23 protein-coding genes and 2 pseudogenes are annotated in these 24,131 nt (G+C 69.7%); 13 read left to right on the top strand and 12 right to left on the bottom strand.

Annotated elements, in window-relative coordinates:
• Positions 1–18 precede the first annotated feature (18 nt).
• A complete protein-coding gene (locus tag OHT21_RS18065) occupies positions 19–495 on the bottom strand; it encodes a GNAT family N-acetyltransferase (protein WP_328769349.1) in 477 nt (158 codons plus the stop codon).
• Positions 496–599: 104 nt separating this feature from the next.
• The gene (locus OHT21_RS18060; RefSeq protein WP_328769348.1) at positions 600–1,712 is read right to left on the bottom strand and encodes a class I SAM-dependent methyltransferase; all 1,113 of its coding nucleotides are present in this window, start codon (positions 1,710–1,712) and stop codon (positions 600–602) included.
• Between the two features lie 168 nt (positions 1,713–1,880).
• Here OHT21_RS18060 and OHT21_RS18055 point away from each other — a divergent pair, with 168 nt between their 5' ends.
• Positions 1,881–2,675, top strand: a complete 795-nt coding sequence (locus OHT21_RS18055; protein WP_328774135.1) for an exodeoxyribonuclease III — start codon at positions 1,881–1,883, stop codon at positions 2,673–2,675.
• Here OHT21_RS18055 and OHT21_RS18050 read toward each other — a convergent pair.
• Entirely contained in the window at positions 2,672–3,313 is a 642-nt protein-coding gene (locus tag OHT21_RS18050; RefSeq protein ID WP_328774134.1) for a MerR family transcriptional regulator, read from the bottom strand. The genes OHT21_RS18055 and OHT21_RS18050 overlap by 4 nt on opposite strands.
• 233 nt (positions 3,314–3,546) lie before the next feature.
• Between OHT21_RS18050 and OHT21_RS18045 the strand changes: the two genes are divergently transcribed.
• The 4 genes from OHT21_RS18045 (at position 3,547) to OHT21_RS18030 (ending at position 7,248) form a co-directional block, all read left to right on the top strand.
• Positions 3,547–5,085 carry a flavin-containing monooxygenase gene (locus tag OHT21_RS18045; RefSeq protein ID WP_328769347.1) on the top strand — a complete coding sequence of 513 codons (1,539 nt, stop codon included), beginning with the start codon at positions 3,547–3,549 and terminating at the stop codon, positions 5,083–5,085.
• Positions 5,082–6,005 carry an alpha/beta fold hydrolase gene (locus OHT21_RS18040; RefSeq protein WP_328769346.1) on the top strand — a complete coding sequence of 308 codons (924 nt, stop codon included), beginning with the start codon at positions 5,082–5,084 and terminating at the stop codon, positions 6,003–6,005. Before OHT21_RS18045 ends, OHT21_RS18040 begins: the two co-directional genes overlap by 4 nt.
• Positions 6,002–6,907 (top strand): SDR family oxidoreductase, encoded by a 906-nt coding sequence (locus tag OHT21_RS18035; protein ID WP_328769345.1) that lies wholly within the window; start codon positions 6,002–6,004, stop codon positions 6,905–6,907. The genes OHT21_RS18040 and OHT21_RS18035 overlap by 4 nt, the downstream gene beginning before the upstream one ends.
• Positions 6,908–6,987: 80 nt before the next feature.
• Positions 6,988–7,248, top strand: a complete 261-nt coding sequence (locus tag OHT21_RS18030) for a hypothetical protein (protein ID WP_328769344.1) — start codon at positions 6,988–6,990, stop codon at positions 7,246–7,248.
• A 208-nt stretch (positions 7,249–7,456) separates the two neighbouring features.
• Here the strand turns inward: OHT21_RS18030 and OHT21_RS18025 are convergent, their stop codons facing one another.
• Positions 7,457–10,738, bottom strand: a complete 3,282-nt coding sequence (locus tag OHT21_RS18025; protein ID WP_328769343.1) for a S41 family peptidase — start codon at positions 10,736–10,738, stop codon at positions 7,457–7,459.
• 399 nt (positions 10,739–11,137) lie between these two features.
• On the opposite strand from OHT21_RS18025, the gene OHT21_RS18020 reads away from it, so the two are divergent.
• The 7 genes and pseudogenes from OHT21_RS18020 to OHT21_RS17990 all read left to right on the top strand — a co-directional run bounded on the left by OHT21_RS18020 (position 11,138) and on the right by OHT21_RS17990 (position 17,410).
• Positions 11,138–11,728 carry a TetR/AcrR family transcriptional regulator gene (locus OHT21_RS18020; protein ID WP_328769342.1) on the top strand — a complete coding sequence of 197 codons (591 nt, stop codon included), beginning with the start codon at positions 11,138–11,140 and terminating at the stop codon, positions 11,726–11,728.
• A 130-nt stretch (positions 11,729–11,858) separates the two neighbouring features.
• Positions 11,859–14,123, top strand: coding sequence for an MMPL family transporter (locus OHT21_RS18015; RefSeq protein ID WP_328769341.1), 2,265 nt, complete (start codon positions 11,859–11,861; stop codon positions 14,121–14,123).
• A gap of 196 nt (positions 14,124–14,319) precedes the next feature.
• Positions 14,320–14,856 carry a YbaK/EbsC family protein gene (locus OHT21_RS18010; protein WP_443050389.1) on the top strand — a complete coding sequence of 179 codons (537 nt, stop codon included), beginning with the start codon at positions 14,320–14,322 and terminating at the stop codon, positions 14,854–14,856.
• Positions 14,853–15,144: pseudogene (locus tag OHT21_RS18005) on the top strand (EamA family transporter); the annotation flags it as partial. The gene OHT21_RS18010 and the pseudogene OHT21_RS18005, both read left to right, overlap by 4 nt.
• A gap of 575 nt (positions 15,145–15,719) precedes the next feature.
• Positions 15,720–16,946, top strand: coding sequence for an alpha/beta hydrolase family protein (locus tag OHT21_RS18000; RefSeq protein WP_328769339.1), 1,227 nt, complete (start codon positions 15,720–15,722; stop codon positions 16,944–16,946).
• A gap of 145 nt (positions 16,947–17,091) precedes the next feature.
• Positions 17,092–17,286 carry a replication initiator gene (locus OHT21_RS17995; RefSeq protein WP_328769338.1) on the top strand — a complete coding sequence of 65 codons (195 nt, stop codon included), beginning with the start codon at positions 17,092–17,094 and terminating at the stop codon, positions 17,284–17,286.
• The gene (locus OHT21_RS17990) at positions 17,255–17,410 is read left to right on the top strand and encodes a hypothetical protein (protein WP_328769337.1); all 156 of its coding nucleotides are present in this window, start codon (positions 17,255–17,257) and stop codon (positions 17,408–17,410) included. The genes OHT21_RS17995 and OHT21_RS17990 overlap by 32 nt, the downstream gene beginning before the upstream one ends.
• A 128-nt stretch (positions 17,411–17,538) precedes the next feature.
• Here the strand turns inward: OHT21_RS17990 and OHT21_RS17985 are convergent, their stop codons facing one another.
• The 3 genes from OHT21_RS17985 to OHT21_RS17975 form a co-directional block, all read right to left on the bottom strand.
• Complete coding sequence (locus tag OHT21_RS17985; protein WP_328769336.1) at positions 17,539–18,186, bottom strand: TMEM175 family protein; 648 nt, start codon at positions 18,184–18,186, stop codon at positions 17,539–17,541.
• A gap of 446 nt (positions 18,187–18,632) precedes the next feature.
• Positions 18,633–19,316, bottom strand: a complete 684-nt coding sequence (locus OHT21_RS17980; RefSeq protein WP_328769335.1) for a maleylpyruvate isomerase N-terminal domain-containing protein — start codon at positions 19,314–19,316, stop codon at positions 18,633–18,635.
• Positions 19,317–19,481: 165 nt separating this feature from the next.
• A complete protein-coding gene (locus OHT21_RS17975) occupies positions 19,482–19,904 on the bottom strand; it encodes a hypothetical protein (RefSeq protein ID WP_328769334.1) in 423 nt (140 codons plus the stop codon).
• Between the two features lie 300 nt (positions 19,905–20,204).
• Between OHT21_RS17975 and OHT21_RS17970 the strand changes: the two are divergent.
• Positions 20,205–20,330 (top strand): annotated as a pseudogene (locus OHT21_RS17970) (EamA family transporter); the annotation flags it as partial.
• Between the two features lie 10 nt (positions 20,331–20,340).
• Here the strand turns inward: OHT21_RS17970 and OHT21_RS17965 are convergent.
• The 5 genes from OHT21_RS17965 to cbiQ all read right to left on the bottom strand — a co-directional run bounded on the left by OHT21_RS17965 (position 20,341) and on the right by cbiQ (position 24,130).
• Positions 20,341–21,507 (bottom strand): serine hydrolase domain-containing protein, encoded by a 1,167-nt coding sequence (locus tag OHT21_RS17965; RefSeq protein ID WP_328774133.1) that lies wholly within the window; start codon positions 21,505–21,507, stop codon positions 20,341–20,343.
• A gap of 82 nt (positions 21,508–21,589) precedes the next feature.
• Positions 21,590–22,042, bottom strand: a complete 453-nt coding sequence (locus OHT21_RS17960) for an organic hydroperoxide resistance protein (protein ID WP_328769333.1) — start codon at positions 22,040–22,042, stop codon at positions 21,590–21,592.
• Positions 22,043–22,149: 107 nt separating this feature from the next.
• A complete protein-coding gene (locus OHT21_RS17955) occupies positions 22,150–22,626 on the bottom strand; it encodes a MarR family winged helix-turn-helix transcriptional regulator (RefSeq protein WP_328769332.1) in 477 nt (158 codons plus the stop codon).
• On the bottom strand, positions 22,623–23,381 hold the full coding sequence (locus OHT21_RS17950; protein WP_328769331.1) for an energy-coupling factor ABC transporter ATP-binding protein: 759 nt from the start codon (positions 23,379–23,381) through the stop codon (positions 22,623–22,625). The genes OHT21_RS17955 and OHT21_RS17950 overlap by 4 nt, the downstream gene beginning before the upstream one ends.
• Positions 23,369–24,130: a cobalt ECF transporter T component CbiQ gene (gene cbiQ, locus OHT21_RS17945; protein WP_328769330.1), complete on the bottom strand. Its 762-nt coding sequence runs from the start codon at positions 24,128–24,130 to the stop codon at positions 23,369–23,371. The genes OHT21_RS17950 and cbiQ overlap by 13 nt, the downstream gene beginning before the upstream one ends.
• Position 24,131 lies beyond the last annotated feature (1 nt).

Below are 24,131 nucleotides of genomic sequence, written 5' to 3'. Positions count from 1 at the left end.
CCATCAAAGCCCGGTGCTTCACAGCGGCTTTGCGAAGCACCTGCTCAAGTCGTGGAAGCGGTAATGGCCGAACTTGACGCAGGGTTCGTAGCCGCTGGACGTGTAGAGGGCGATCGCCTCCGGCTGCTTCGTGCCCGTTTCCAGGACCATGCGGGTACGGCCGGCCGCGCGGGCGTCGTCCTCCAGGGCCGCGAGGATGCGACGGGCGAGACCGTTGCCGCGCGCCTCCTCGATCACGTACATGCGCTTGATCTCCGCGTCCCCGTCCGAGTAGCCCTCGTCGTTCGCGTTCTGGGAACGCCAGCCGCCCGTGGCCACCGGCCGGTCCTGCGCGTCGTACGCGATGAGGTACAGGCCGAGCGGCGGCTCGAACATCGACGGATCGAGAGGAGTTACGTCACCCTCGTCGTCGTAACGCACGGCGTACTCGGCCTGGACCTGGTCGTTCAGCTTGACGGCGTCAGGGTGGTCGAAGGGGACGCGGCGTATATTCATGCCGACCATCGTACTTCTATGCGTTATGGGGTGGCGACCCATTTTCCCATGGGCCGCTTTCCCGATCGAGGGCCGCACGGCCGACTCGCTGCCGAGGGCTCGACTTACGGCCTGATGTCGTAGAGGACGTTGAAAGGGTCCTCCGCCGTGGACCGGGCCACGCTGCTGAAGCCCACCTCCGTGCACAGGCTGCGTACGACCGCCTCGGGCATTCCACACGTTCCGAGGGCGGCTCCGCCGTTCGCGAGCGAGGTCGTCATGCAGTAGAAGACGCTGAAGCCGTAGAACATCGATGCCACGGGGCCGACGTTGTCCTGGGGGCGGTCCTGGCAGTTGATTTCGAGCATCAGGTAGTCGCCGTCGTCCCTGACCGCCGCCCTGATCGCGGCGAGAAGCCGCTTCGGGTCCGCCGCGTCGTGGATCACGTCGAAGGTGGTGACGAGGTCGTAGCGGCCAGGAAGTCCCTGGGCGGCGTCGACCGTCTCGAAGGTCACGCGGTCGGCGACACCGGCCTGCTCCGCGTTCGCGCGGGCGCGCTCGACTTGGCCCGGGAAGTTGTCGAACCCCACGAAACGCGAGCGCGGAAACGCCTTGGCCAACACGATCAGCGCACGGCCCGCGCCACATCCCACGTCCGCGACCTCGACGCCCCGCTCCAGCCGCTCGATGACGTGCGGAAAGGTGCTCAGCCAGTCGTCGACCATGACGCTCTCGAACCAGCTCCCCGTGAAGCGGCTCATGCCGTCCCACAGGATGTCCGGGTAGTCGCTCTGCCCTACGCCTCCGCCGCTCCGGAACGCGGCAGTCAACCGTTCGTACGGTGCCATGGCGGCGGGCAGCATCTGGTAGACGCCGCCGAGAAACATGGGCCCGGATTCGTCGGCCAGGGCAGGCGCATGCTCGGCGGGGAGGGCGAAGCGGCCGGGCTCCGGCTCCTCCAGATAGCCCGCGGCAGTCATGCCCCGCAGCCACTCCCGTACGTAACGCTCATTCAGGTCCAGCCGGTCCGCGAGCTCCTCGCTGCCGGCCGGGCTGTTGGCGGCGAGGTCCTTGAACAGGCCCAGCCGGTCGCCCAGATGGCACAGACCCATGGCCATCGTCCCGCTGATGTCCCCGAGCGCCTTCTCCATGAAGGCTTCGACCTTCGCTTCGTCCAATTCATCCGATTCGCGCTGCACGGCCATGGTGTGGTGTCCCTCCTGGCTGTCGTCGAGCACGATCGCGGGGTGCGATCGGCCCGCAAAAGCCAAACACCGGGCTGCTGCCTCATGCCGCCGCCACGACCGGCTGGGGCGCACACGCCGGTTTGTCTCACCCGAAGCGAGTACCGGGCGCTCGCGCAGTAACCTACGTTCCCTGTTGCGTAGGAGAGTGCTGTGCTGACTGTGACCTCTGTGAATGTGAACGGGCTTCGGGCCGCCGCGAAGAAGGGCTTCGTGGAGTGGCTCGCGGGCACCTCCGCCGATGTGCTGTGCCTCCAGGAGGTGCGGGCCGAGCCGCCGCAGCTGCCCGAGGGCATTCGGCAGCCGGACAGCTGGCATGTCGTGCACGCGCCTGCCGCCGCCAAGGGGCGTGCGGGGGTGTCCGTCTATACGCGGCGCGAGCCCGATCGCATCCAAGTCGGCTTCGGCTCCGCCGAGTTCGACGGCAGCGGCCGGTACGTCGAGGTCGATCTGCCCGGCGTCACGGTCGCCTCCCTCTATCTGCCGTCCGGCGAGGTCGGGACCGAGCGGCAGGACGAGAAGATCCGGTTCATGGGGGAGTTCCTCGCCTATCTGAAGGCGCTCAAGGAGCGTGCCGCCGCCGGTGGTCGCGAGGTCGTCGTCTGCGGCGACTGGAACATCGCCCACCAGGAGGCCGACCTCAAGAACTGGCGCGGCAACAGGAAGAACTCGGGGTTCCTGCCGGAGGAGCGCGAGTGGCTCACGACGGTCTTCGACGAGACGGAGGGCGGGTACGTGGATGTCGTACGGGCCCTGCATCCGGACGTCGAAGGGCCGTACACGTGGTGGTCCTACCGTGGGCGCGCTTTCGACAATGACACTGGTTGGCGCATCGACTATCAGGTCACGACGCCGGGGCTCGCGGCCAAGGCTGTCAAGGGGTACGTGGAGCGGGCGGCCACGCATGCGGAGCGGTGGTCGGACCACGCGCCCGTGACCGTCGTCTACAACCTTTAGGCCCCCGGAGGCCGCTGCTCGGCCTCCCGCACCCGCCGGTCCAGCGCCATCGACAACTCCGCCTCCACCACGCTCTTCGCGAGCGGCCGCAAGCGCTCCAGGTCGGCCGGGGACGCGCCCCGTGTGAGAGCGAGGCCGGTGAACAACTCGGCCAGGGCGTCCGCGTGTTCGCGTACGCGGCGGCCGGTCCGTAGGACCTCCGCGAGGGGGATGCCCTCGCGTACCAGGGCCGCCGAGACGTCCAGCAGGCGGCGGCTGATGTGGACCAGGTCGGTGCCGTCTGTGGCGAGGTAGCCGAGGTCCAGGGCGGCGGCGAGGTTCTCGGAGGTGGCTTGGTCACCGAAGGCGTCGGCCAGTTCCTCGGGGGAGAGGCGGACCGGGACTTCCTCGGTGGGGGCGCCCAGGCCGAGCAGTTCGCCTACGCCGCGGCCGTTGTCGAAGGCTTCGGCCAGTTCGGCGATGCCGCTGAGGGTGTGGCCGCGTTCCAGGAGTGCCGAGATCGTGCGCAGGCGGGCCAGGTGGTCGTCGTCGTACCAGGCGATGCGTCCCTCGCGGCGGGGCGGCGGAAGGAGTTTGCGCTCGCGGTAGAAGCGCAGGGTGCGCACCGTAATGCCGGCCTCCTTGGCCAGCTCCTCCATGCGGTACTCCCGCTTGCCGGGCTCCCGCTGTCCCGGCCCGCCGGACGTCGCGTGTCCCCGCTTTCCCGATCCCTCAGCCACGCGTTCAGCCTATGCCTATGTTGTACCGCCAGTAACTTCTTCGGTTCCGGGCCTACCCAGGAGTGTGGCGTTCCCCTTACTCTCCCCATTGCGCCAGTGTTCACTGGCATGGTCGCACGGGGCAGACGAGGATGGACCAGGGAGGCGTCGGGATGGCCGAGCGCGAAGATGCGGACGTGCGGCATGTGCGCGTGGCGGTGGTCGGGTCCGGGTTCGGTGGGCTCGGGGCCGCCGTGCGGCTGCGGCGGGAAGGGATCACCGACTTCGTCGTACTCGAACGGGCCGGCAGCGTCGGCGGCACCTGGCGGGACAACAGCTATCCCGGCTGCTGCTGCGACGTACCGTCCCACCTGTACTCGTTCTCCTTCGCCCCCAACCCGGACTGGCCACGCGCCTTTTCGGGGCAGGAGCACATCCGCGCGTACCTGGAGCATGTGACGGATGTCTTCCGGCTCCGCCCCCACCTCCGCTTCAACTCCGAGGTGAAGAAGATGACTTGGGACGGCGAGCGGCTGCGCTGGGAGATCGAGACCAGCAGCGGCAACCTCACCGCCGATGTCGTCGTCTCCGCCACCGGGCCGCTCTCCGAACCCCGGATCCCGGACATCCCCGGGCTCGACACCTTCCCCGGCAAGGTCTTCCACTCGGCCCGCTGGGATCACGACTACGACCTGCGCGGCAAGCGGGTCGCGGTCGTCGGTACGGGCGCCTCCGCCATCCAGATCGTGCCCGCGATCCAGCCCGAGGTCTCCCGGCTCACCCTCTTCCAGCGCACCCCGCCATGGGTGCTGCCGCGCGTCGACCGGGCGATCAGCGGCGCCGAGCGCTTCGTGCACCGGCAGTTGCCGTTCACCGCGAAGGCCCGGCGCGGACTCCTGTGGGGCATCCGGGAGTTGCAGGTCCAGGCGTTCACCAAGCACCCGGGCGAGCTCGGCCTGGTCGAGCAGTTCGCGAAGCTGCACATGGCCCGCGCCATCAAGGACCCTGCGTTGCGGGCCAAGTTGACCCCCGGCTACCGCATCGGCTGCAAACGCATCCTGCTGTCCAGCGACTACTACCCGGCGCTCGCCCGGCCCAATGTGGACATCGTCGCCTCCGGGCTCGCGGAGATCCAGGGCAGCACCGTCGTCGCCGCCGACGGCAGCCGCACCGAGGCCGACGCGATCGTCTTCGGTACGGGCTTCCATGTCACCGACCTGCCGATCGCCGAACGCGTCGTGGGCGCGGACGGCCGCACCCTCGCCGAGGCCTGGGCGAACGGCATGCAGTCGCTGCGCGGTGCGAGCGCCGCCGGGTTCCCCAACTGGATGTCGATCATCGGCCCGAACACGGGTCTCGGGAACAACTCCATGATCCTGATGATCGAGTCCCAGCTGACCTATATGGCCGACTATCTGCGGCAGTTGGACGTCCTCGGCGGACCGGTCGCCCTGGACGCCCGCCCGGGTGCCGTCAGCGCCTGGAACGACCGGGTCCAGGAGCGCATGAAGCGCACGGTGTGGAGCACGGGCGGCTGCACCAGCTGGTATCTCGACGCGAACGGCCGCAACACGACCATCTGGCCCGGTACGACGACGGAGTTCCGCAGCGCGACACGACGCGTCAACCTGGGGGAGTACGAAGTACTCCGGGAGCCCCGGACCCGTACCGACGACATCCGAGGCGAGCAGAAGGTGGAGGCCGGCGCGTGAGCCGACTGACGCATGTGAAGAGTGGTCCCTACTCCCCGCCCGTCCCCGTAAGGGAGTTGACCGCGGTCTCCGCCGACGGCGCCCGGTTGCACGTCGAGGTGCATGGCCCCGACGACGGGCCCGCCGTGGTGCTCGTACACGGCTGGACCTGCTCGACCGCCTACTGGGCCGCGCAGGTACGGGACCTCGCCGCCGACCACCGGGTCATCGCGTACGACCAGCGCGGACACGGCCGCAGTCCCGCGCACACCACGTGCACCACGGACGCGCTCGCCGACGACCTGGAGGCCGTACTCGCGGCCACCCTCGAACCGGGCGAGAAGGCCGTGATCGTGGGGCACTCCATGGGCGGGATGACGGTGATCGCCGCGTCCGGGAGAGAGCGGCTGAGGGAGCATGCGGCGGCCGTGCTGCTGTGCAGTACGGGCAGTTCGCGGCTGGTCACCGAGTCGCTGGTGGTGCCGCTGCGGGCCGGACGGCTGCGGACCTGGCTCACCCGGCGCATCCTGGGGGCGCGGGCACCGCTCGGGCCGGTCACGCCGATCGCCCGGCGGATCCTCAAGTACGCGACGATGGGCCCCGGTTCGGCCCCCGAGATGGTCGAGGCGTGTGCGCGCATCGTGCACGCGTGTCCGCGCCGGGTGCGGCACGCCTGGTCGCACGTACTGGACGCACTCGAACTCGACCACGCCGTACGGGAGTTGACCATGCCGACGACCGTGATCGTCGGCACGGCCGACCGGATGACACCCGCGGTCCACGCGCGTGCGATGGCCGCCGCGCTGCCCGACTGCGCCGGTCTCACCGAGCTGCCCGGCATCGGGCACATGACCCCCATCGAGGCGCCCGAGCTGGTCAACGGGCGGATCCGGGAACTCGCGGCCGCCCATGTGCGGGCCGGGTTGAAGGAGGGCGCATGAGGCGCGGGACAAACCTGGAAGGGCAGGTCGCCGTCGTCACCGGAGCGGCGCGAGGTGTCGGCGAACTCCTCGCGCGCAAGCTCTCCGCACGCGGCGCGAAAGTCGCGCTGGTCGGCCTCGAGCCGGACGAGCTGAAGCGGGTCGCCGGGCGGCTGCACACCGAGGGCGGCCACTGGTACGCCGATGTCACCGACCACGAGGCGATGCTCCGGGTCGCGGCCGAGGTCGAGGAGCGGTTCGGGAAGGTCGACATCGTCGTCGCCAACGCGGGCGTCGCGACCGGCGGAACCTTCGCCGGCTCCGACCCCGAGGCCTGGCGCCGCGTCATCGAGGTCAACCTCATCGGTTCGGCGGTGACCGCCCGCGCCTTCCTGCCCGCCCTGCTCGCGAGCCGCGGCTATCTGCTGCAGATCGCCTCGCTCGCCGCGCTCACACCCGCGCCGATGATGACGGCGTACTGCGCGTCCAAGGCGGGCGTCGAGGCGTACGCGCACAGCTTGCGCACCGAGGTCGGCCACAAGGGCGTACGCGTCGGGGTCGGTTATCTGTCGTGGACCGACACCGACATGGTGCGCGGGGCCGATCAGGACGACGTGATGCGGGAGTTGAGGCAGCGGATGCCGTGGCCGGCCGGCAAGACGTATCCGCTGGGGCCCGCCGTCGACCGGATCGTGGCCGGGATCGAGCGGCGGTCGAGTCATGTGTACGGGCAGTGGTGGCTGCGGGGTGTGCAGGGTGTACGGGGCTATCTGCCGGGGCTCGTTGCGACGGTGGGGCGGCGGGAGATGCGGCGGTTCGAGCCTCGGCTCGGGAAGATCCGTACGGGGCTTGTCGGTGCGGGTGGGGCGGCTGATGAGGCGGCGCGCGATGGGGTGCGCAATGCGGTGCGTAACCGAACGTAACTGACCGAAATGCGCGCTTTGTCGGTCCATGTGAATCTGAGTGAGGCCCCATCCCCTCACCCAGTACGGGAGTGAATCTCATGGGCATGAAGGACGAGTTCCAGGACAAGGCCGAGAAGCTTCAGCAGAACGCGAAGAGTAAGACGAGTGGTCGCGGGGAGAGTGAGCGTGGCCGGATGACGCCGGAGGAGCGGGAGCGGCGGTCCCGGATGACTCCGGAGGAGCGGGAGCGGACTCAGCATGAGGAGGCTGCTCGGCGGCGGCGTCAGCAGGAACAGGATCCGACGCGGCGGGCGCAGCAGGAGGAGCAGGATCGGCTCGATCAGGATTACGACATCTGAGTCGGGCTGAATTGGTGAGGGGTGCCCTCTCTTTGGGGAGGGCACCCCTCTCTTGCGTGTGCTTGCGTTTGCTGTCGCTGGGGCGTGTTGAGCCGTTGCCCGGTGCTGTGGGCTGTGCCCACCCGTTCCGCCCTGCGGAACGATTGCCCACAGCGCGGTGCGGGGCGATTGCCCACAGCGCGCGCGGTCGCTTTGGCGGCGCGCGCCGTCACCTCGGTGGGAGGTTTGGGCGGGTGCGGTCTGGGATGTGGTGGTGGTCTGGGGGAGTTGCTGCTGGGTGGTCCGTCAGGAGGTTCAGGGCCAGGTGGACTGCGTCGGATAGTTGGGCGTGGCGGCCTTCTGCCCAGTCCAGGGGGGTGCGGAGTATGGGCAAGTCCGGGCTTACGCCGTGGTTTTCTACGGACCAGCCGTAGGCGTCGAACCATGCCGCGTTCATGGGCACCGTGATGGTTGTGCCGTCGCCGAGGCGGTGGCGGCCGGTCATGCCCACTACGCCGCCCCAGGTGCGTTGGCCCACCACCGGGCCGAGTTTGAGGAGTTTGAAGGCGGCCGTGATCATGTCGCCGTCCGAGGACGTCGATTCGTCGGCGAGGGCGACGACCGGGCCGCGTGGGGCGTTGGAGGTGTACGACACCGGCTGGGCGTTACGCGTTACGTCCCAGCCCAGGATCGTGCGGGTGAGCTTCTCTACGACCAGCTCGCTGATGTGGCCGCCGGCGTTGCCGCGTACGTCGACGATGAGGGCGGGACGGGACATCTCCATGCGCAGGTCGCGGTTGAACTGGGCCCAGCCCGAGCCGCCCATGTCGGGGATGTGCAGGTAGCCGCACTTGCCGTGGCTCAACTCCCGTACGACCTCACGGCGTTTGGCCACCCAGTCCTGGTAGCGGAGCGGCCGCTCGTCGATCAACGGGACCACAGCGACCCGGCGCGCATGCCCTTCGCCGTCCGCCGACGCGAACGTCAACTCCACCGTCGTACCGCCCGCCCCCGCGAGCAGCGGATACGGACCGGCGACCGGATCGACCGGCCGTCCGTCGACATGGGTGAGCACGGCGCCCTCGCGGATGCCCGTACCGGCCAGCGGTGAACGGGCCCTGGAGTCGGACGACTCGCCCGGCAGGATGCGCCGGATCGCCCAACTGCCGTCCTTGCGAAGGAAGTTGGCGCCCAGCAGGCCCTGTGCGCGTTGGTAGTGCGGCGGCCCTTCGTTGCGGCGCGCGGGAGTGACGTACGCATGGGAGGTACCCAGTTCGCCCAGGACCTCGCGCAGCAGGTCCGCGAACTCGTCGGGGGAGGCGACGCGTTCGACCAGCGGCCGGTACTGGTCGAGGACCGCGTCCCAGTCGATGCCGCACATCTTCGGCTCCCAGAAGTACGCGCGGATCAGGCGGCCCGCCTCCTCGTACGACTGACGCCACTCGGCGGCCGGGTCGACGTGGTGCACGATGCGCCGCGAGTCGATCCACACGGTCGTGTCGAGGTCGCCGGACTCGGTGGAGGGGACGGCCCGCAGATCGCCCTCGTCGACGACGACGAGCCGCGAGCCGTCGCCGCTGACCGCGAACCAGTCGAGGTGATCGACGAGTTCGGACTTCTTCGCCTTGCTGATGTTGAAGTACTCCAGCGTCGGCCGCCCGGAGGTGTCGGCCGGGTTGACGAAGGTCTCGCCGAGCGCGCCGGAGATCGGCCAGCGCAGCCAGACCAGGCCGCCGCCGGCGACCGGGTACAGCGCCGAGTACTTGGAGGCGGGCACCGGGAACGGCGTCACGCGGTTCGCCAATCCCTCGGTCTCGACCGTGACCGCGGCGCCGTCGCCGGTTTCGTCCTCATCTACATCCAGACCGCCCGCGGCCGGGCGTCCCTCGGGGGTCAGCGCGAAGGGGGAGGGCGTCGCGGACGACAACGGAACGATGTACGGGCGGCAGCCCAGCGGGAAGGACAGGTCGCCGGTGTGCACGTCGTACACCGGGTCGAAGCCGCGCCAGGACAGGAAGGCGAGGAAGCGGCCGTCCCGCGTGAACACCGGTCCCTCGTCCTCGAAGCGGCCGTTGGTGACGTCGACGATCGTGTGTGCTCCCGGACCTTCGGCTTTCGGCCCCTCGATCCGCGCGATCTTGATCTGGCGCAGGGACCGGCCGATGCCCGGGTGCGACCAGGTCAGCCAGGTGCCGTCGGGGGAGAAGGAGAGGTCGCGTACGGGCCCGTTGACGGACTGGATCAGCTCGGTGACGTCGCCGCCTTCCGGTTCCTCGGTGGCGTCGATGAGCAGCAGCCGTCCGTCGTTGGACGCGATCGCGAGCCGTTCCCCCTGTGGATCCGAGACGAGTTCCAGTACGCGGCCAAGGCGGCCGGAGGCGAGTCGGCGCGGTGTGCCGGTGCCGGTCGCGCGCGGCAGGTACGCGATCTCGACGGCGTCCTCGCCCTCCGCGTCGGTCACATAAGCGAGCCGCCCGCTCGAGCCGAGCATCTCCGGCAGCCGTACGCGTACGCCCGGAGTGTCCGCGATGGTGCGCGCCGGGCCGTCGCGGTGGGTGAGCCAGTACAGGCTGCCGCGTACGACAACGGCGCTGGCCCGGCCCGTCTCGTCCACGGAGATTCCGTCGACGTGCTGGCCGGCCGGTACCTGGTAGGGGCGGCGCCCGGCCCGCGGCCCGCCGAGGCGCACCTCGAGGCGGCGGGGGCTCGAGTCGGCGGACAGGTCGTCGACGATCCACACCTCGCCCGCGCACTGGTAGACGACGCGGGTGCCGTCGCTGGATGCGTGGCGGGCGTAGAAGGCGTCGTGGTCGGTGTGACGGCGCAGGTCGGAGCCGTCGTGCAGGCAGGAGTAGAGGTTGCCGACGCCCTCGTGGTCGGAGAGGAAGGCGATGCGGTCGCCGACGAACATGGGCGCGTCCAAGTGCCCGTCGAGGTCGTCGAGGATGCGCTGCCCGTGCACCCAGAGGCGTCCGGTGGCGCCGCCGCGGTAGCGCTTCCAGGAGGCGGGCTCGTGCGGGGGCGTGCCGGTGAGCAGCAGCGTCTTGTGCTCGCCGGCGACGTCGGCGACCGCGATGTGCGAGACCGGGCCCCAGGGGAGCTTGCCGCCGGGGTCGCCGGTGACCGGGAGCTTGTAGGCCCAGGTGAAGTGGGCGAAGGGCTCGCCGTGGGAGGCGACGGCGAGGATGTCGCCGTCGGGGTTCCAGCCGCAGACGCGGGTGTCGGGGCTGCCCCAGTAGGTGAGGCGCGTGGCGGGGCCGCCGTCGACCGGGGCGAGGTGGATCTCCGGGTCGAGGCTGCGCCAGTTCGTGTACGCGATGTGCCGGCCGTCGGGCGAGAAGCGTGGGTGGCCGACCTTCGTACGGTCGACGGTGAGGCGCCAGGCTCGGCCGGGGCCGTTGAGGGGGGCGACCCAGAGGTCGTCCTCGGCGACGAAGCACAGGCGCTCGCCGCTTAGGTGGGGGAAGCGGAGGTAGCCGGGGGCGGTTTGGTTCTTGTGCTTGTCGCTCACCTACTCATGCTTTGTCGGGGGAGGGGGCGCGGCAACTTGTGGGCGGGTTCTTTTCCCCAACCCCGCGCCTTCCCGGAACTGAGGGCTGCGCCCCCAGGCCCCCGCCAGGGGGTGGTGGGTGACACTGCGTGTCGCGGCTGTCGGTTCGTTGTGGCTTGTCGCGCAGTTCCCCGCGCCCCTGAAGGGCGCGTTGCTGGAGCCGCACATTGATACAGCCCCGCGCCCCTTAAGCAGCGCTGCTGTGAGCCGGGACACGTACGAAACGGTTTCGTTTCGTACGTGCCCCGGTGTATCTTCTAGGTGTACGAAACCGTTTCGTTCGGAGCGCGGTCTGTAGGCGCGCATACGTTGGGTCTGTAGCCTGGCGCTCCGGACGTGGGAGCAGGAGAGGTGAGTGGGATGGCTGAAGCCGCGACGGTGCGCCGCAGTCGGATCACGCCCGAGCGGGAGGCCGAGCTGTACGGGGCCGTGCTCGACCTGCTCCGGGAAGTCGGCTACGACGCCCTGACCATGGACGCCGTGGCCGCCCGCACCCGGTCCAGCAAGGCGACGCTCTACCGCCAGTGGGGCGGCAAGGCCGAGCTGGTGGCCAAGGCGCTCCGGCATCACAAGCGGATCGACCCGGCCGAGATCGACACCGGGTCCCTGCGGGGCGACTTCCACGCCATGGCGGTGCGTGAGGACGACTGCTCCATGGAGCAGGACACCGCGCTGATGCGGAGCCTGGTCATGGCGGTCCACAACAGCCCCGAACTCCTTCAGGAGTTCAGGGAATGGCTCATCGAGCCCGAGATGGCCGAGATCAACAAGGTGCTGCAGCGTGCCGTCGAACGGGGTGAGATCCGTGCGGACAACCCCGCGATCGAATACGTACTGCACATGATGCTCGGCGCCTTCGTCGCCCGGAACCTGATCGACGGACTGCCGCCGACCCAGGAGTTCCTCCTTTCGTACGTCAACGCCGTGGTCCTCCCCGCCCTCGGCGCCTGACGCTCGACCAGCTCGACCAGCTCAACCACCTTCCAGAGTCACCCACTTGCACCTGACGTCACCGCTCTCGTCGTCGGGCTGATGACCCCTGCCCTGTTCCGCCCCACGACCTGACCGGGAGTACTCCCTCGTGGCTACCTTCCTCTATAAACTCGGCCGACTCGCCTTCCGGCGACGGCACTTCGTCGCCCTGATATGGGTGGCGCTGCTGACGCTCGCGGGTGTCGGCGCGGCCAGCGCACCCGCCGCCGGATCCACCTCCTTCTCCATCCCCGGCGTCGAGGCCCAAAAGGCCTTCGACCTGCTGGAACAGCGCTTCCCTGGAGCCAGCGCCGACGGCGGGACCGGGCGCATCGTCTTCAAGGCGCCCGAGGGCCAGAAGATGACGGACGCCGACAACAAGGCGACCGTCGAGAAGACCGTCAGGGAACTGGGTGACGGCGCCGAAGTCGTCTCCGTCACCGACCCGTTCACGACGAACGCCGTGAGCAAGGACGGAACGGTCGCCTACACGTCGGTGACGTACGACGCCCCCGGCATGGAGCTGAAGGACTCGACCAGGGACGCCCTCGAGGCGGCCGCGGACGAGGCGCAGGCCACCGGGCTGACCGTCGACGTCGGAGGCGACGCCCTGCAGGCCGCGGCCGAGCCGGGGGCGATCGGCGAGGTCATCGGTCTCGCCATCGCCGCCGTCGTCCTCGTCCTCACCCTGGGCTCGCTGGTCGCGGCCGGACTGCCGCTGCTGACCGCGATCATCGGCGTCGGCATCGGCGTCGCCACCATCACCGCCCTCGCCAACGCGCTCGACCTCGGCGACACCACCTCCACGCTCGCGTTGATGATCGGCCTCGCGGTCGGTATCGACTACGCGCTGTTCATCGTCTCGCGCTACCGGGGCGAGCTGGCCGACGGCCGTGACGGCGAGGAGGCGGCAGGCCGGGCCACCGGCACCGCCGGCTCGGCGGTGGTCTTCGCGGGTCTCACGGTCGTGATCGCCCTGGCGGGCCTGTCGGTCGTCGGCGTCCCGATGCTGACCAAGATGGGCCTCGCGGCGGCGGGCACGGTCGTGGTGGCCGTCCTCATCGCGCTGACCATGATCCCGGCGCTGCTCGGGTACGCGGGCAGGAAGGTCCGGCCGGTGGGCGAGAAGCGCAAGCGGCGTGGCGGCGAGGAGTCCGAGGCACCCGAGAGGTCCGAGACACCCGAGAAGTCCCAGGCGCAGGCCAAGCCCGGCATGGGCACCCGTTGGGCGAGCTTCGTCATCCGCCGCCCGGTTGCCGTACTGCTGCTCGGCGTGGTCGGTCTGGGTGCCATCGCCGTCCCGGCCACCCAGCTGGAACTGGGCCTGCCCGACGACGGCTCGCAGCCGACGTCCACCACCCAGCGCCGGGCGTACGACCTGCTGTCGGAGGGCTTCGGCCCCGGCTTCAACGGCCCCCTGATGATCGTGGTCGACGCCAAGGAGAGCGACGACCCCAAGGCGGCGGCCACCACGGTCACCGACGGGATCAAGGGCCTCAAGGACGTCGTGACGGTGACCCCGGCGGCGTTCAACAAAGCCGGCGACACGGCGACGATCACCGTGATCCCGGACTCCAAGCCGTCCTCGGTACAGACCGAGGACCTGGTGCACGCCATCCGCGACCAGGGCACCGACGTCAAGGCCGACACGGGCGCGAGGGTCCTGGTCACCGGCACCACCGCGATGAACATCGACTTCTCGCAGAAGCTCACCGACGCGCTGGTCCCGTACCTGGCCCTGGTGGTCGGCCTCGCCTTCGCGCTCCTGATCGTGATCTTCCGCTCGATCCTGGTCCCGCTGAAGGCGGCCCTCGGCTTCCTGCTCAGCGTGCTCGCCGCGCTCGGTGCCGTGGTCGCGGTCTTCCAGTGGGGCTGGCTCGGCGGCCTGCTCGGCGTCGAGGAGACCGGTCCGATCATGTCGATGATGCCGATCTTCATGGTGGGCGTGGTCTTCGGTCTCGCGATGGACTACGAGGTGTTCCTCGTGACCCGAATGCGGGAGGCGTACGTCCACGGCGAGTCGCCGAGCCAGGCCATCGTGACCGGCTTCCGGCACAGTGCCCGGGTCGTGGCCGCCGCCGCGGTCATCATGATGGCCGTCTTCGGCGGCTTCATCAGCTCCAGCGAGTCGATGATCAAGATGATCGGCTTCGGCCTCGCGATCGCCGTCTTCTTCGACGCGTTCGTGGTCCGCATGGCCATCGTCCCGGCGGTGCTCGCCCTGCTCGGCAAGAAGGCCTGGTGGCTCCCGAAGTGGCTGGACCGCGCCCTGCCGAACGTCGACGTCGAGGGCGAGGCGCTCCGCACCCACGACGCCGACGGTCCGGACGGTCCGAAGGACCAGGACGAGGACCGGGAGTTGGTACGGGTCTGAGGCTACGGGGCTGAGGTCTCACCTCATACGGGTCTGAGACCTCACCTCAACGGACAGGGCGCCCCACGCGTTGGTGGGGCGCCCTGTCGCTTGCGCTTGAACCGACCTGCCCGCGTTACTGCTTCGAGTCACCCCCACCTCCTGGACGGACTTCGTCACGTACATCGCTGGGGCATGATCCGGAGAACTCGGTCGCATGCCCCGTACACGCGCCGCTAGCGTGCCGTGCATGAACGCCGCTGAAGAGCAGAACGCCGCCCATCCCCGTTTCGCCGAAGCCTTGCGTGAGCTGGGGCTTGATGACCTGCCCTCGCAGATCCGCCGCTTTCCGGACGCGACCCGCACCGCCGCCGAAGCCGCCGCGGCGATCGGGTGTGAGCTGAGCCAGATCTGCAAGTCGCTGATCTTCGCAGCGGACGGGGTCCCGGTCCTCGTTCTCATGGACGGGGCGTCCCGCGTGGACCTGGAGCTAGTCCGGACGGAACTCGGCGCCGAGAAGGTCACGCGGGCGAGGGCGAACCTCGTGCGGGAGACGACGGGGTACGCGATCGGGGGTGTACCGCCCTTCGGGCACCGCACCAAGACCCGTGTGCTGGCGGACCGTTCGCTGCTCGACCACGACATCGTGTGGGCCGCCGCGGGCACCCCGTACGCCGTCTTCCCCATGGACCCGAAGACCCTCATCACGCACGCGGGCGCCACATTGGTGGACGTACGCGACCGAACCGAGTGACACCACTCGTCGCGGCAGCCGTCCTCCTCGCCGCCGTCACCCACGCGAGCTGGAACGCGATCGCGCGCCAGATCACCGACAAGCTCGTCGGGTTCACGCTGATCGCCGGCGGCGGGGACGCTGATCGGGCTGGCCATGGTGCCGTTCGTGCCGTTCCCGGCGGCCGGGGCGTGGCCGTACCTGATCGCCTCGGCCCTCATCCACGTCGCGTACTACGTCCTGCTGATGAGGTCCTTCCGGCTGGGCGACTTCGGCCAGGCGTACCCCATCGCACGCGGCACCGCCCCGCGTCCAGCCGAATCTTGCCGGGCTCGTGCGCCCTGGCACAGCGCTCCCCCGTAGCCCTTCGAGCACGGGAGGTGCCCCAGGCTGCGCTGCGTCAGTCGCCTACGCTCCGCGTGGGCTCTCCCCCTGCCTTCGGCGGGGGACCCCATCCTCGGGCCTGCGATGCACCACGCCCCCCGCTCGCTGATCCGGCCTGATCGACCGGACAGGGCAGGCCTCGCAGGGAACCGTCTACAGCGCAGTCAGCGCGGCTGTAGCCCCACCGGTCCGTCGCCGGGCATGGCAGCCTGCCGCTCGTCCTGGCGTTGGGGCGCGGGCCGTTCGGAGGACCGGTGGGAGTGGCGCTGCGGCCCGGGCGACGCAGGCTCCTAGCGTGTCCGGGCATGACGAACGCATCCTCAGAGAGAGCGGCGAGGCCCACCCGACGGGGGGCGCTCGCAGGCCTGGCGGCCGGAGCCGGAGCAGCCCTTGTGGCCTCGGCGCCGACGGCCTCTGCGCTGGTACCCGCCGGAGCCCGTGGGTCAGCCACGTCCAGCCCGTCGTCCACGACCGCGGCCGCGTCGCCGACGCCCGGAGCCATGCAACTGTTCACGGACCCTGCGCTCAACTTCGCCGCGCTGCTGGCCCTGGGCGGCGCCGGGTTCGGCTCGAGCGAGGTCGGCGAGGTCCTGACCGCGGTCAACGCGATCAACGCCGCGGGGGCGGAGCAGCAGACCTTCACCGCGGAGTTCCGGCGCTGGGGGGACCGGCTGACGGCCACCGCGACCCGGCATCCGCAGACCCGGCGCTCCCGCTCGCTGCGGGCGGCCCAGTACTACGACCAGGCGCTGTTCTTCGTGCTCGGCTCGGACACCCCCGGCGACGAGGAAGAGCTCTACCTCGCCGGGCGTCGCTCCTGGGACACGTTCGCCCGGCTGTGCACACCGGCGGCGATCACCGATCAGGTCCCGTACGAGGGCGGGACGTCGATCCCTGTCTGGTTCTTCCGCCCCGATACCTCCGGCAGGGCCAGGCCGACCGTCATCCTCACCAACGGCAGCGACGGCCAGAACGTCGACATGTGGACGTACGGGGTCTCCGCAGCGCTCGCCCGCGGTTGGAACGCGCTCGTGTACGACGGACCCGGCCAGGGCCGGCTGCTCTTCGTCGACCAGGTCGTCTTCACCCCTCGCTGGGAGCGGGTCGTCTCTCCCCTGGTGGACTGGCTGGAGCGCCGCAGGGACGTCGACGAGCGGCGCATCGCCCTGACCGGGCTGTCGATGGGCGGCGACCTCGCGCCGCGCGCAGCGGCCTTCGAACGCAGGATCGCAGCGCTGGTCGCGATGCCGGGAGTGCTCTCGCCGTGGCTGGGTTTTCCGCCGGAGCTCCGGAGCATCGTGAGCCCCGACAAGGCGGAGACCAACCACATCTGGAACGAAGAGGTCGTCCCCGAGCTGAGCCCGGAGGAAGCGGCGACGATCGCGAAGCGGGTCGAGCCGTTCTCGATCCCCGCGATGCTGGCCGCCCGTCAGGGCCGGATCTTCACCGACTTCTGGACACCGGCCCAACGGATCATGGCGCTCGACATCACCGGGGTCGTGGGCCGTATCAAGTGCCCCACGCTCGTGCTGGACTACGACGACGAGCAGTTCTACCCCGGCCAGCCGCGCGCGTTCTACGAACTGCTGCGTGCCCCCAAGGACTTCCAGCTGCTGACGGCGGCCACCGGTGCCCAGCTGCACTGCTCGCCGATGGCGCCACAGCAGCACTGCGAGCTCGTCTTCGACTGGCTGGAGGACACCCTGGGGCGGGGCAACCGCCCATAGGCCTGCCGTCAGCGGGCCGACGTACGCGGCCCGCACGGCCCGGCCGACAGCGGCGGGATGTTCGGTGGTTGGGTGGCCTGGTGTGGGTGTGGAGGCATGGTCAAGACCTAATCCCTTGTTAAGGAGCGAGCATGTCCGCACCCTCATGCGTACCTGCTGGCGCCTCGGCGGCCTCCCCGAGTACGCGTCCCTGCGCCTGCGTACCTGGGCCCACACCCTCGGCCACCGGGGCCACGTCCTCACCAAGTCCCGCGCCTACTCGACGACATACGCGGCTGTCCGCGCCGAACGCGCGCGTCACGTGGGCCATGTCGACGAATGTCCCTGGCGCGGTCACTGATCGGCACTGGCGCTACGTCGACTCCGGCCACACCCCCGGCGCCGCGCTCCTGGCTGCCGGAATCGCCGAAGACATCGCCACGAACCGTGAGATCGCCCGCGAAGAGCGGAAGGCGCCCCGGTGACGAGACGCCACAACGAGCAGTGGGTTCGGGCCGTGGAGCGCCAAGCGGCCAAGTTCCCCACACGAATGGGGCCGAGGAGCGCTGCACGACTTGCGCGGCTCCTCGGCCCTGCACAAAAGGATTCCCAGCTAGGCGCCGAGCTGCTGAGTAGCCGCGCGCAGGCGCTTGTCCCGCCTGCCCGTCAGGAACTTGACCGGGATCAGCACCGCCCACCACAGCTTCGCGCCCGTCGGAGAGATGAAGGCGAGCGGCACGGCGACGGCGAAGACCAGCACCGTCGACGCCAGATCGGCCACATCGTTGCGCGCGACAGGATCGGGCAGTGCCGCACTACTCAGCCAAGGGCGCTTCCACATGGCGACCATCAGCGCGAGTTGTGTGGCCCCCATGGCCGCGACGGCGCCGGAGTACACGGCGACCGACCGCGACAGGTCCCCGTACTCGGCCAGCAAAGTGGTGGGAAAGGGCATCATGGCGATCAGCCCCAGGCTCAGCAGCCCGAGCTTGGTGACCGTCCCATCCACCGCCCGCGCGTATCGGAAGATCTGGTGGTGGCCTCGCCAGAACGCTGCGATGACCACAAAGCTGAGGGCATACGCCCACACGTTGGGCATCACATCCCCCAGCGCTTGCTCGAAACGGGCGGGGTCCAGCCCGGAGGGCAGCGTGATGTCCAGCGCGAGCAGTGTCATCGCGATGGCGAACACGCCATCCGACAGCGCGAGGAGTCGGACCGCGCTCCCTTCGGCGTCCCGCACTCGCTGGTGGCCGATCATAACCCCCAACCCTAGGGTCAAATATCCCTGAATGCTCCGATTGATCCCTTGAACGTATTGAGCCGCCCGCCGGACTTCGTAGCCTGGTCGATGGCGTGGAGAGTCGGCACCCAATGTCCAGGTCTCCGCCATCCGGCTCGGGACTGGAGTGGCATTGGGTGCGGCTCTCCTGAAGTGACTTGTTGGCAACTACGGCAAGGCCGAAGCCCAGGCGTGGGGCCGGGTCCACCCGAGGCTGACGCACCGCTCGGCCAGGTCGTCGGGGTCCGACGTCGGGGTCCGACAGGTCACGTCGGTTCGCCTCGCCGACAATGACGTCAAGCTCTGTTCATGTAACTTCGCTGGCCAGGTGGCTGTATGAGGCACTCCCGTACGCCCCGGTCTCGTCGCGCGCCATGAGAGCGTGTGGAGATCTGCCGTTTCGCTGGGGCCAGTTGACGACGCTTTCACCCCAGCGTGAGCCATTGGATGCCCAGGCGGCTGACGTCCCATGCTTCCTCCCTGGTGATCGGCTCGCGCCCCGTCGCCTTGAGCAGGAAGCGAAGCTGACCCCATCCCAGCTTCGCCAGTGCCGCTGCCCCGTCCGGGCCGAGCAGAAGATCCTGCACCAGATCTGCGGCCTGGGAAGTCAGCCACGGCTCGCGCCCCAGGGCGTCAGCCAGGTCCAGGCCATGCACGGAGACCTCAACCACCCGCGTCAGCAGGAACTCCGACAGGAGCATCGGATCGCCGTGCCGGGTGCGAACCACACGCCCTTCGGGCTCGGCCCGGCACAGTCGGTCTACCCGTTGCCAAGTGGCGTTGAAGTCGTCGGCGAGCGCGGCGCCGCTGAGCTGTTCGGCCGCATGGTCTTGGGCCAGAGCGATGCGAGCCGCGTTGGTGTCCGGAGCGAAACGGTCGTCGGACCGATAGTACTCAACTGCCGAGACCTCGGCATGAGTCGGCGCCGGTGCGGCCAGCATGCCCGGCAGCCAGGCAATCACCACCCGGACATGAGCCAGCAAGTCGCTCACCGTCCACGGTGCACACCGCGTCGGCAGACGCCACTCGGCCGCCGAGACCCCGGTCATCGCCCGCGCAAGTTGCCCGGCCTCGAGACGAAACGCTTCAACTGCCCGCCCCTGATCCATGCCGATCAAGTTACTTGACCAGAAAAGGTGCAGCAGTGAATCTCAAATGCGCTCTGATTCCTCGGTAGCTCCTTGGGTGCGTGCCGGGGCCGCAGACGACGCACACGTCGGATACGGAGAGGCCCGGCCGCATACGGATGCGGCCGGGCCGGAGGCGGTGGCCGTTCAGGCTTCGGGACAGAGTGTGTTGCGCAGCCCGATGTTGAGGTGACGTGCGTCGTCCTCGGTCAGCATGACGCCGTCGTAGGAGAACAGTTCCATTGCACTGTTGACCGTGTCCGAGACACCTCCATCGAGGTTCACACACTGGTAGCGCGCCTTTTCGATGGCCTTGCCCTCGTCTTGGACTAGCTTCGGGTTGACGTCTCTTATGGCCGCGATGGCGGCGGTTCTCTTGTCGCCGGTGGGCTCCGGGAGGGCGACCTTGTCGGCCTCGGAGGTGTCACTGCTGTCCGCGGTGTTCGGAGCCGCCGGTGCGCTGCTCGGGGCGGTGTCGGCCTTGCTGTCGGTGCCGTTGTCGCTGCTGCAGCCGACAAGGCTGACGGCGAGTGCGGCGGTGACGGCTGCGGTGGTGGTACGGATACGCATGATTCCCCCTGGATGGTGTACGTCCGGGGGACATCATGCGCAGGCGAGGTGCTGGGGGTCGGAGTGGTCACACGACTGTGACACGACAAAGCCCAGGTCGGGACTTCGCCTCGACCTGGCCCTGCTCCGGTCGGCGGGTGGCCGCCCGCCAGTTCAGGGCCCCCTCAACACAAGATCACCGCGAAACCGGATATCCAGGTGAGAACGCCGGGGCCCTGGATTCCTCGGTACGGTCGAGGCCGTGTCTGGTGTCGGTGTTGGTCACCACTAGCCGTGCGCTGGTTGATCGCGCGCGACTAGGAGAGCTCGATCATCGTCGGTGCGGCCATCGGCGCGGTGTTCTTCAAGGAGCGGTTCGGGGCGCCGAGGGTCGCCGCGGCGGCCCTCCTCGTCGTGGGCATCGGCCTGATGCTGCACGCGGCGTGAAGCCCGCCGCTTACAGGGCCGCAGCCGCCCGTACCGCCCGCACCAAGGCCTGAGCCCGCGGATCCGCCGTAACCGTCTTGCGGAAGCCGTTCGTCACATAGCCGAGCGCGATGCCCGAATCGGGGTCGGCGAAGCCGAGGGGGCCGCCGCGGCCCGGGTGGCCGAAGGAGCCGGGGGACAGGAAGGGGGAGGCTGAGCTGTGGAGCATGTGGCCGAGGCCGAAGCGGGTGTTGATCACCAGGATGCGGTCGGGGCCCTCGGATTCCTCCGTGCGGGCCGCTGCCAGTGTCGTCGGCGTGAACAGGCTTGGTACGCCGTCCACTTCACCGATCAGTGAGGCGTAGAAGCGGGCCAGGCCGTCCGCCGTCGCGATGCCGTTCGTCGCGGGGAGCGTGGCCGCGCGGTACGCCGGGTCGTTCTGGTCGGGGAACGGAGTGATCGCGGCGAAGGCCCGCCGGGTGAGGGAGGTGGGGTCGTCGTACGCCTCGGAGACCGTGCGTTTGGGGCGCGTACGGAGGCCTCCGGCGGTCGCGGGGGTCTCGAGTCGGCCGACCCGGCCGACGCGGCCCGCCTCCGCGTCCGGTAGGCCGATCCAGAGGTCCAGGCCCCGCGGCGCGGCGATCTCTTCGGCGATCCACGCCCCGATGCCCCGGCCCGTCACCCTCCGCACCAGCTCGTCCACGAGCCAGCCGAACGTCAGCGCGTGATAGCCGTGGTCCGTGCCCGGTTCCCATACCGGGGCCTGCAGCGCTACGGCCTCCGCGCCCCGCATCGGGTCCAGCGCCTCCGCCGGTGTCAGCGGGCGGTCCAGCACCGGCAGCCCGGCCCGGTGTGACAGCACCTGCCGGACCAGCACCCGCTCCTTGCCCGCCGCCTTGAACTCGGGCCAGTACTCCGCCACCGGCGCGTCCAGGTCCAACTGGCCGCGCTGATGCAGGAGAAGGGGTACGGCCGCGGCGACGCCCTTCGTCGCCGAGCGCACGATCTGGGCGGTGCCGCGCTCCCAGGGGGCGGAGGAATCCGACACGTCCCGCAGCCCGGCCCACAGGTCGACCACTTTGTGGCCGTCCCGGTACACGGCCACCGCCGCGCCCCGCTCCCCGAGCGCCGTGAAGTTGCGTACGAACGCGTCCCGGACCGGCTCGAAGCCCTCCGCCACCGTGCCGCTCACGTTCACGTTCACGTCCACGCCGTACTCCCGTCACTCCCGGCCAGAAACGGCCGACAGGGGGGCAACAACAGCCCAACACCCGCGATTCCTAGCCCAGCAGGATCGTGACCTCGATATTGCCGCGCGTCGCGTTCGAGTACGGGCAGACCTCGTGCGCCGCGTCCACCAGCTTCGAGGCGATGCCCGCGTCGAGGACGGGGAGCGAGACGCTGAGGGCGACGGCGAGTCCGTAGCCGCGCTGCTTGTTCGGGCCGATGCCGACCTTGGCCGCGACCGTGGAGCCGGTGAGGTCGAAGCCGGAGCGGCGGCCGACGAGGACCAGCGCGTTGTGGAAGCAGGCGCTGAAACCGGCCGCGAACAGCTGCTCCGGATTCGTGCCGTTGCCGTCCCCGCCGAGCGCGGGCGGCATCGCGACCCTCAGGTCGATCTGGCCGTCCTGGCTGGTGACATAGCCGTCCCGGCCGCCGTGCGCGGTGGCCTCGGCGACGTACATGATCTTCGTTGGACGGGTGTCGACGACAGCGGTGGTGTCGTCAGTCATGGTTGGCCTCCCCCAGAAACCCATGCGCACAAGTACATCGTGCACAAGGTACGTGGCGGCCTACGGGTCTCTGTTACCGGGGGGTAGCAACCGCGGGTAACGCGAGATCAGCGCGTACGGTCCGCCGCCGCGGCCTCCGCCTTCTCCGCCAGCCGCCACAAGTCCTCGCGCAACCGCGCGATCTCAGGCCCGCCGAGCCCTGTCGCCATGAGAAGCGCGCCCGGTACGCACTCTGCGCGCTCCCGCAGCTCCTCCCCGCGCCCCGTCACCGCGACGAGCACCGACCGCTCGTCCCGCGCCGACCGCTCACGCCGGACCAGACCCGCCGCCTCCAGCCGCTTCAGCAGTGGGGAGACGGTGCCGTAGTCGAGCCGCAGGGCTGCTGCCAGCTCCTTGACCGGGGTCTCGCCGCGCTCCCACAGGACCAGTAGGACGAGGTATTGGGGGTAGGTCAGGCCGAGCTCGTCGAGCAGCGGGCGGTACGCGGCCGTCACCGCGCGATGGGCGGCGTACAGCGCGAAGCACAGCTGGTCGTCCAGGAGCAGCGAGCCGTCGCGCGTGCCTGTGGTCTTCTCGTTCGTCACGCGCCCATTGTCACGGAGGCCGGGTCGAAGCCGAAGGGCAGCTCCAGGCGATGTTCCCGCATGAGTTCCTCGTCGGAGAGCAGTTCGCCCGTCTTGCCGTCCGCGGCGATCACGCCCTCGCTGAGGATCAGTGAGCGGGGGCACAGTTCGAGGGCGTACGGCAGGTCGTGGGTGACCATGAGGACGGTGACGTCCAACGACCGCAGGATGTCGGCGAGTTCGCGCCGCGAGGCGGGGTCCAGATTGGACGACGGCTCGTCCAGGACCAGAATCTCCGGCTCCATCGCCAGCACGGTCGCGACCGCCACCCTCCGTCGTTGCCCGAACGACAGATGGTGCGGGGGACGGTCCGCGAAGGCCTCCATGCCGACCCGCTCCAGCGCCGTGCGGACCCGCGCCTCCAGCTCCGGCCCCTTCAGACCGGCCGCCGCGGGCCCGAAGGCCACGTCCTCGCGCACGGTCGGCATGAACAGCTGGTCGTCCGGATCCTGGAAGACGATGCCGACCTTCCGCCGGATCTCCGCCATGTGCTGCTTGCCTACGGGCAGCCCGGCGACCGTCACGGTGCCGGTGCCGCCGGTGAGGATGCCGTTGAGGTGCAGTACGAGCGTGGTCTTCCCGGCGCCGTTCGGCCCGAGCAGCGCCACGCGTTCACCGCGCGCGATGGTGAAGTCGACGCCGAACAGCGCCTGATGGCCGTCCGGGTACGCGAAGGCGAGGCCCGAGACCTCGAGAGAAGGAGTCACAGGGTCCATCCCAACACGCAGACGACGAGGGCGGCGACGGGCAGGGCGAGGGCGTACGACCACTGCGCCCGGGACGCGGTCACCTCGTCGATGACCGGCATGGAACCGGCGTAACCCCGGCTCACCATGGCGAGATGCACCCGCTCCCCGCGCTCGTACGAGCGGATGAACAGCGCGCCCGCCGACTTGGCGAGGACGCCCCAGGACCGTACGCCCCGGGCCTCGAAGCCGCGCGATTCGCGGGCGATCTTCATCCGCCGCATCTCGTCCGCGATGACGTCGCCGTAGCGGATCATGAAGGAGGCGATCTGCACGAGGAGTGGCGGGAGCTTCAACCGCTGTAGTCCCAGGAGCAGTTCGCGCAGTTCGGTGGTGGATGCGAGCAGTACGGAGGTGGCGACGCCGAGGGTGCCCTTGGCCAGTACGTTCCAGGCGCCCCACAGGCCGTTCACGCTCAGGGACATGCCGAGTACGTCCACGCGCTCGCCCTGCGCCACGAACGGCATCAGTACCGCGAAGGCCACGAACGGCACCTCGATGAGCAGCCGCTTCAGCAGGAAGCCGGCCGGTACGCGGGCCGCGTACGCCACGCTCGCCAGCAGCAGTGCGTACAGCGCGAAGGCCCACATCGCCTCGCGCGGGGTCGAGACGACGACGATGACGAAGGCGAAGACGGCCGCGAGCTTGGTGTGCGGCGGCAGGGCGTGCACGGGCGAGTGCCCGTGCCGGTAGAGCTTGTGCGCGTGGCCCGCACCCATG

It is taken from the genome of Streptomyces sp. NBC_00286 (genome assembly GCF_036173125.1).
In the GTDB taxonomy this organism is placed as follows: Bacteria; Actinomycetota; Actinomycetes; order Streptomycetales; family Streptomycetaceae; genus Streptomyces.
Note: the sequence above shows the minus strand (reverse complement) of the source record. Positions and strands in the feature narration are given on the sequence as shown.

Coding starts and splice junctions, on each gene's coding strand:
- OHT21_RS17990 (WP_328769337.1), top strand. CDS start 17,255: ATGTCGACGAATGTCCCTGGCGCGGTCACTGATCGGCACTGGCGCTAC.
- cbiQ (WP_328769330.1), bottom strand. CDS start 24,130: ATGGGTGCGGGCCACGCGCACAAGCTCTACCGGCACGGGCACTCGCCC.
- OHT21_RS17975 (WP_328769334.1), bottom strand. CDS start 19,904: ATGCGTATCCGTACCACCACCGCAGCCGTCACCGCCGCACTCGCCGTC.
- OHT21_RS17995 (WP_328769338.1), top strand. CDS start 17,092: ATGCGTACCTGCTGGCGCCTCGGCGGCCTCCCCGAGTACGCGTCCCTG.
- OHT21_RS17950 (WP_328769331.1), bottom strand. CDS start 23,381: ATGGACCCTGTGACTCCTTCTCTCGAGGTCTCGGGCCTCGCCTTCGCG.
- OHT21_RS17985 (WP_328769336.1), bottom strand. CDS start 18,186: ATGATCGGCCACCAGCGAGTGCGGGACGCCGAAGGGAGCGCGGTCCGA.
- OHT21_RS18035 (WP_328769345.1), top strand. CDS start 6,002: ATGAGGCGCGGGACAAACCTGGAAGGGCAGGTCGCCGTCGTCACCGGA.
- OHT21_RS18020 (WP_328769342.1), top strand. CDS start 11,138: ATGGCTGAAGCCGCGACGGTGCGCCGCAGTCGGATCACGCCCGAGCGG.
- OHT21_RS18010 (WP_443050389.1), top strand. CDS start 14,320: ATGCCCCGTACACGCGCCGCTAGCGTGCCGTGCATGAACGCCGCTGAA.
- OHT21_RS18045 (WP_328769347.1), top strand. CDS start 3,547: ATGGCCGAGCGCGAAGATGCGGACGTGCGGCATGTGCGCGTGGCGGTG.
- OHT21_RS18065 (WP_328769349.1), bottom strand. CDS start 495: ATGAATATACGCCGCGTCCCCTTCGACCACCCTGACGCCGTCAAGCTG.
- OHT21_RS18000 (WP_328769339.1), top strand. CDS start 15,720: ATGCAACTGTTCACGGACCCTGCGCTCAACTTCGCCGCGCTGCTGGCC.
- OHT21_RS18030 (WP_328769344.1), top strand. CDS start 6,988: ATGGGCATGAAGGACGAGTTCCAGGACAAGGCCGAGAAGCTTCAGCAG.
- OHT21_RS17960 (WP_328769333.1), bottom strand. CDS start 22,042: ATGACTGACGACACCACCGCTGTCGTCGACACCCGTCCAACGAAGATC.
- OHT21_RS17980 (WP_328769335.1), bottom strand. CDS start 19,316: ATGGATCAGGGGCGGGCAGTTGAAGCGTTTCGTCTCGAGGCCGGGCAA.
- OHT21_RS18050 (WP_328774134.1), bottom strand. CDS start 3,313: ATGGAGGAGCTGGCCAAGGAGGCCGGCATTACGGTGCGCACCCTGCGC.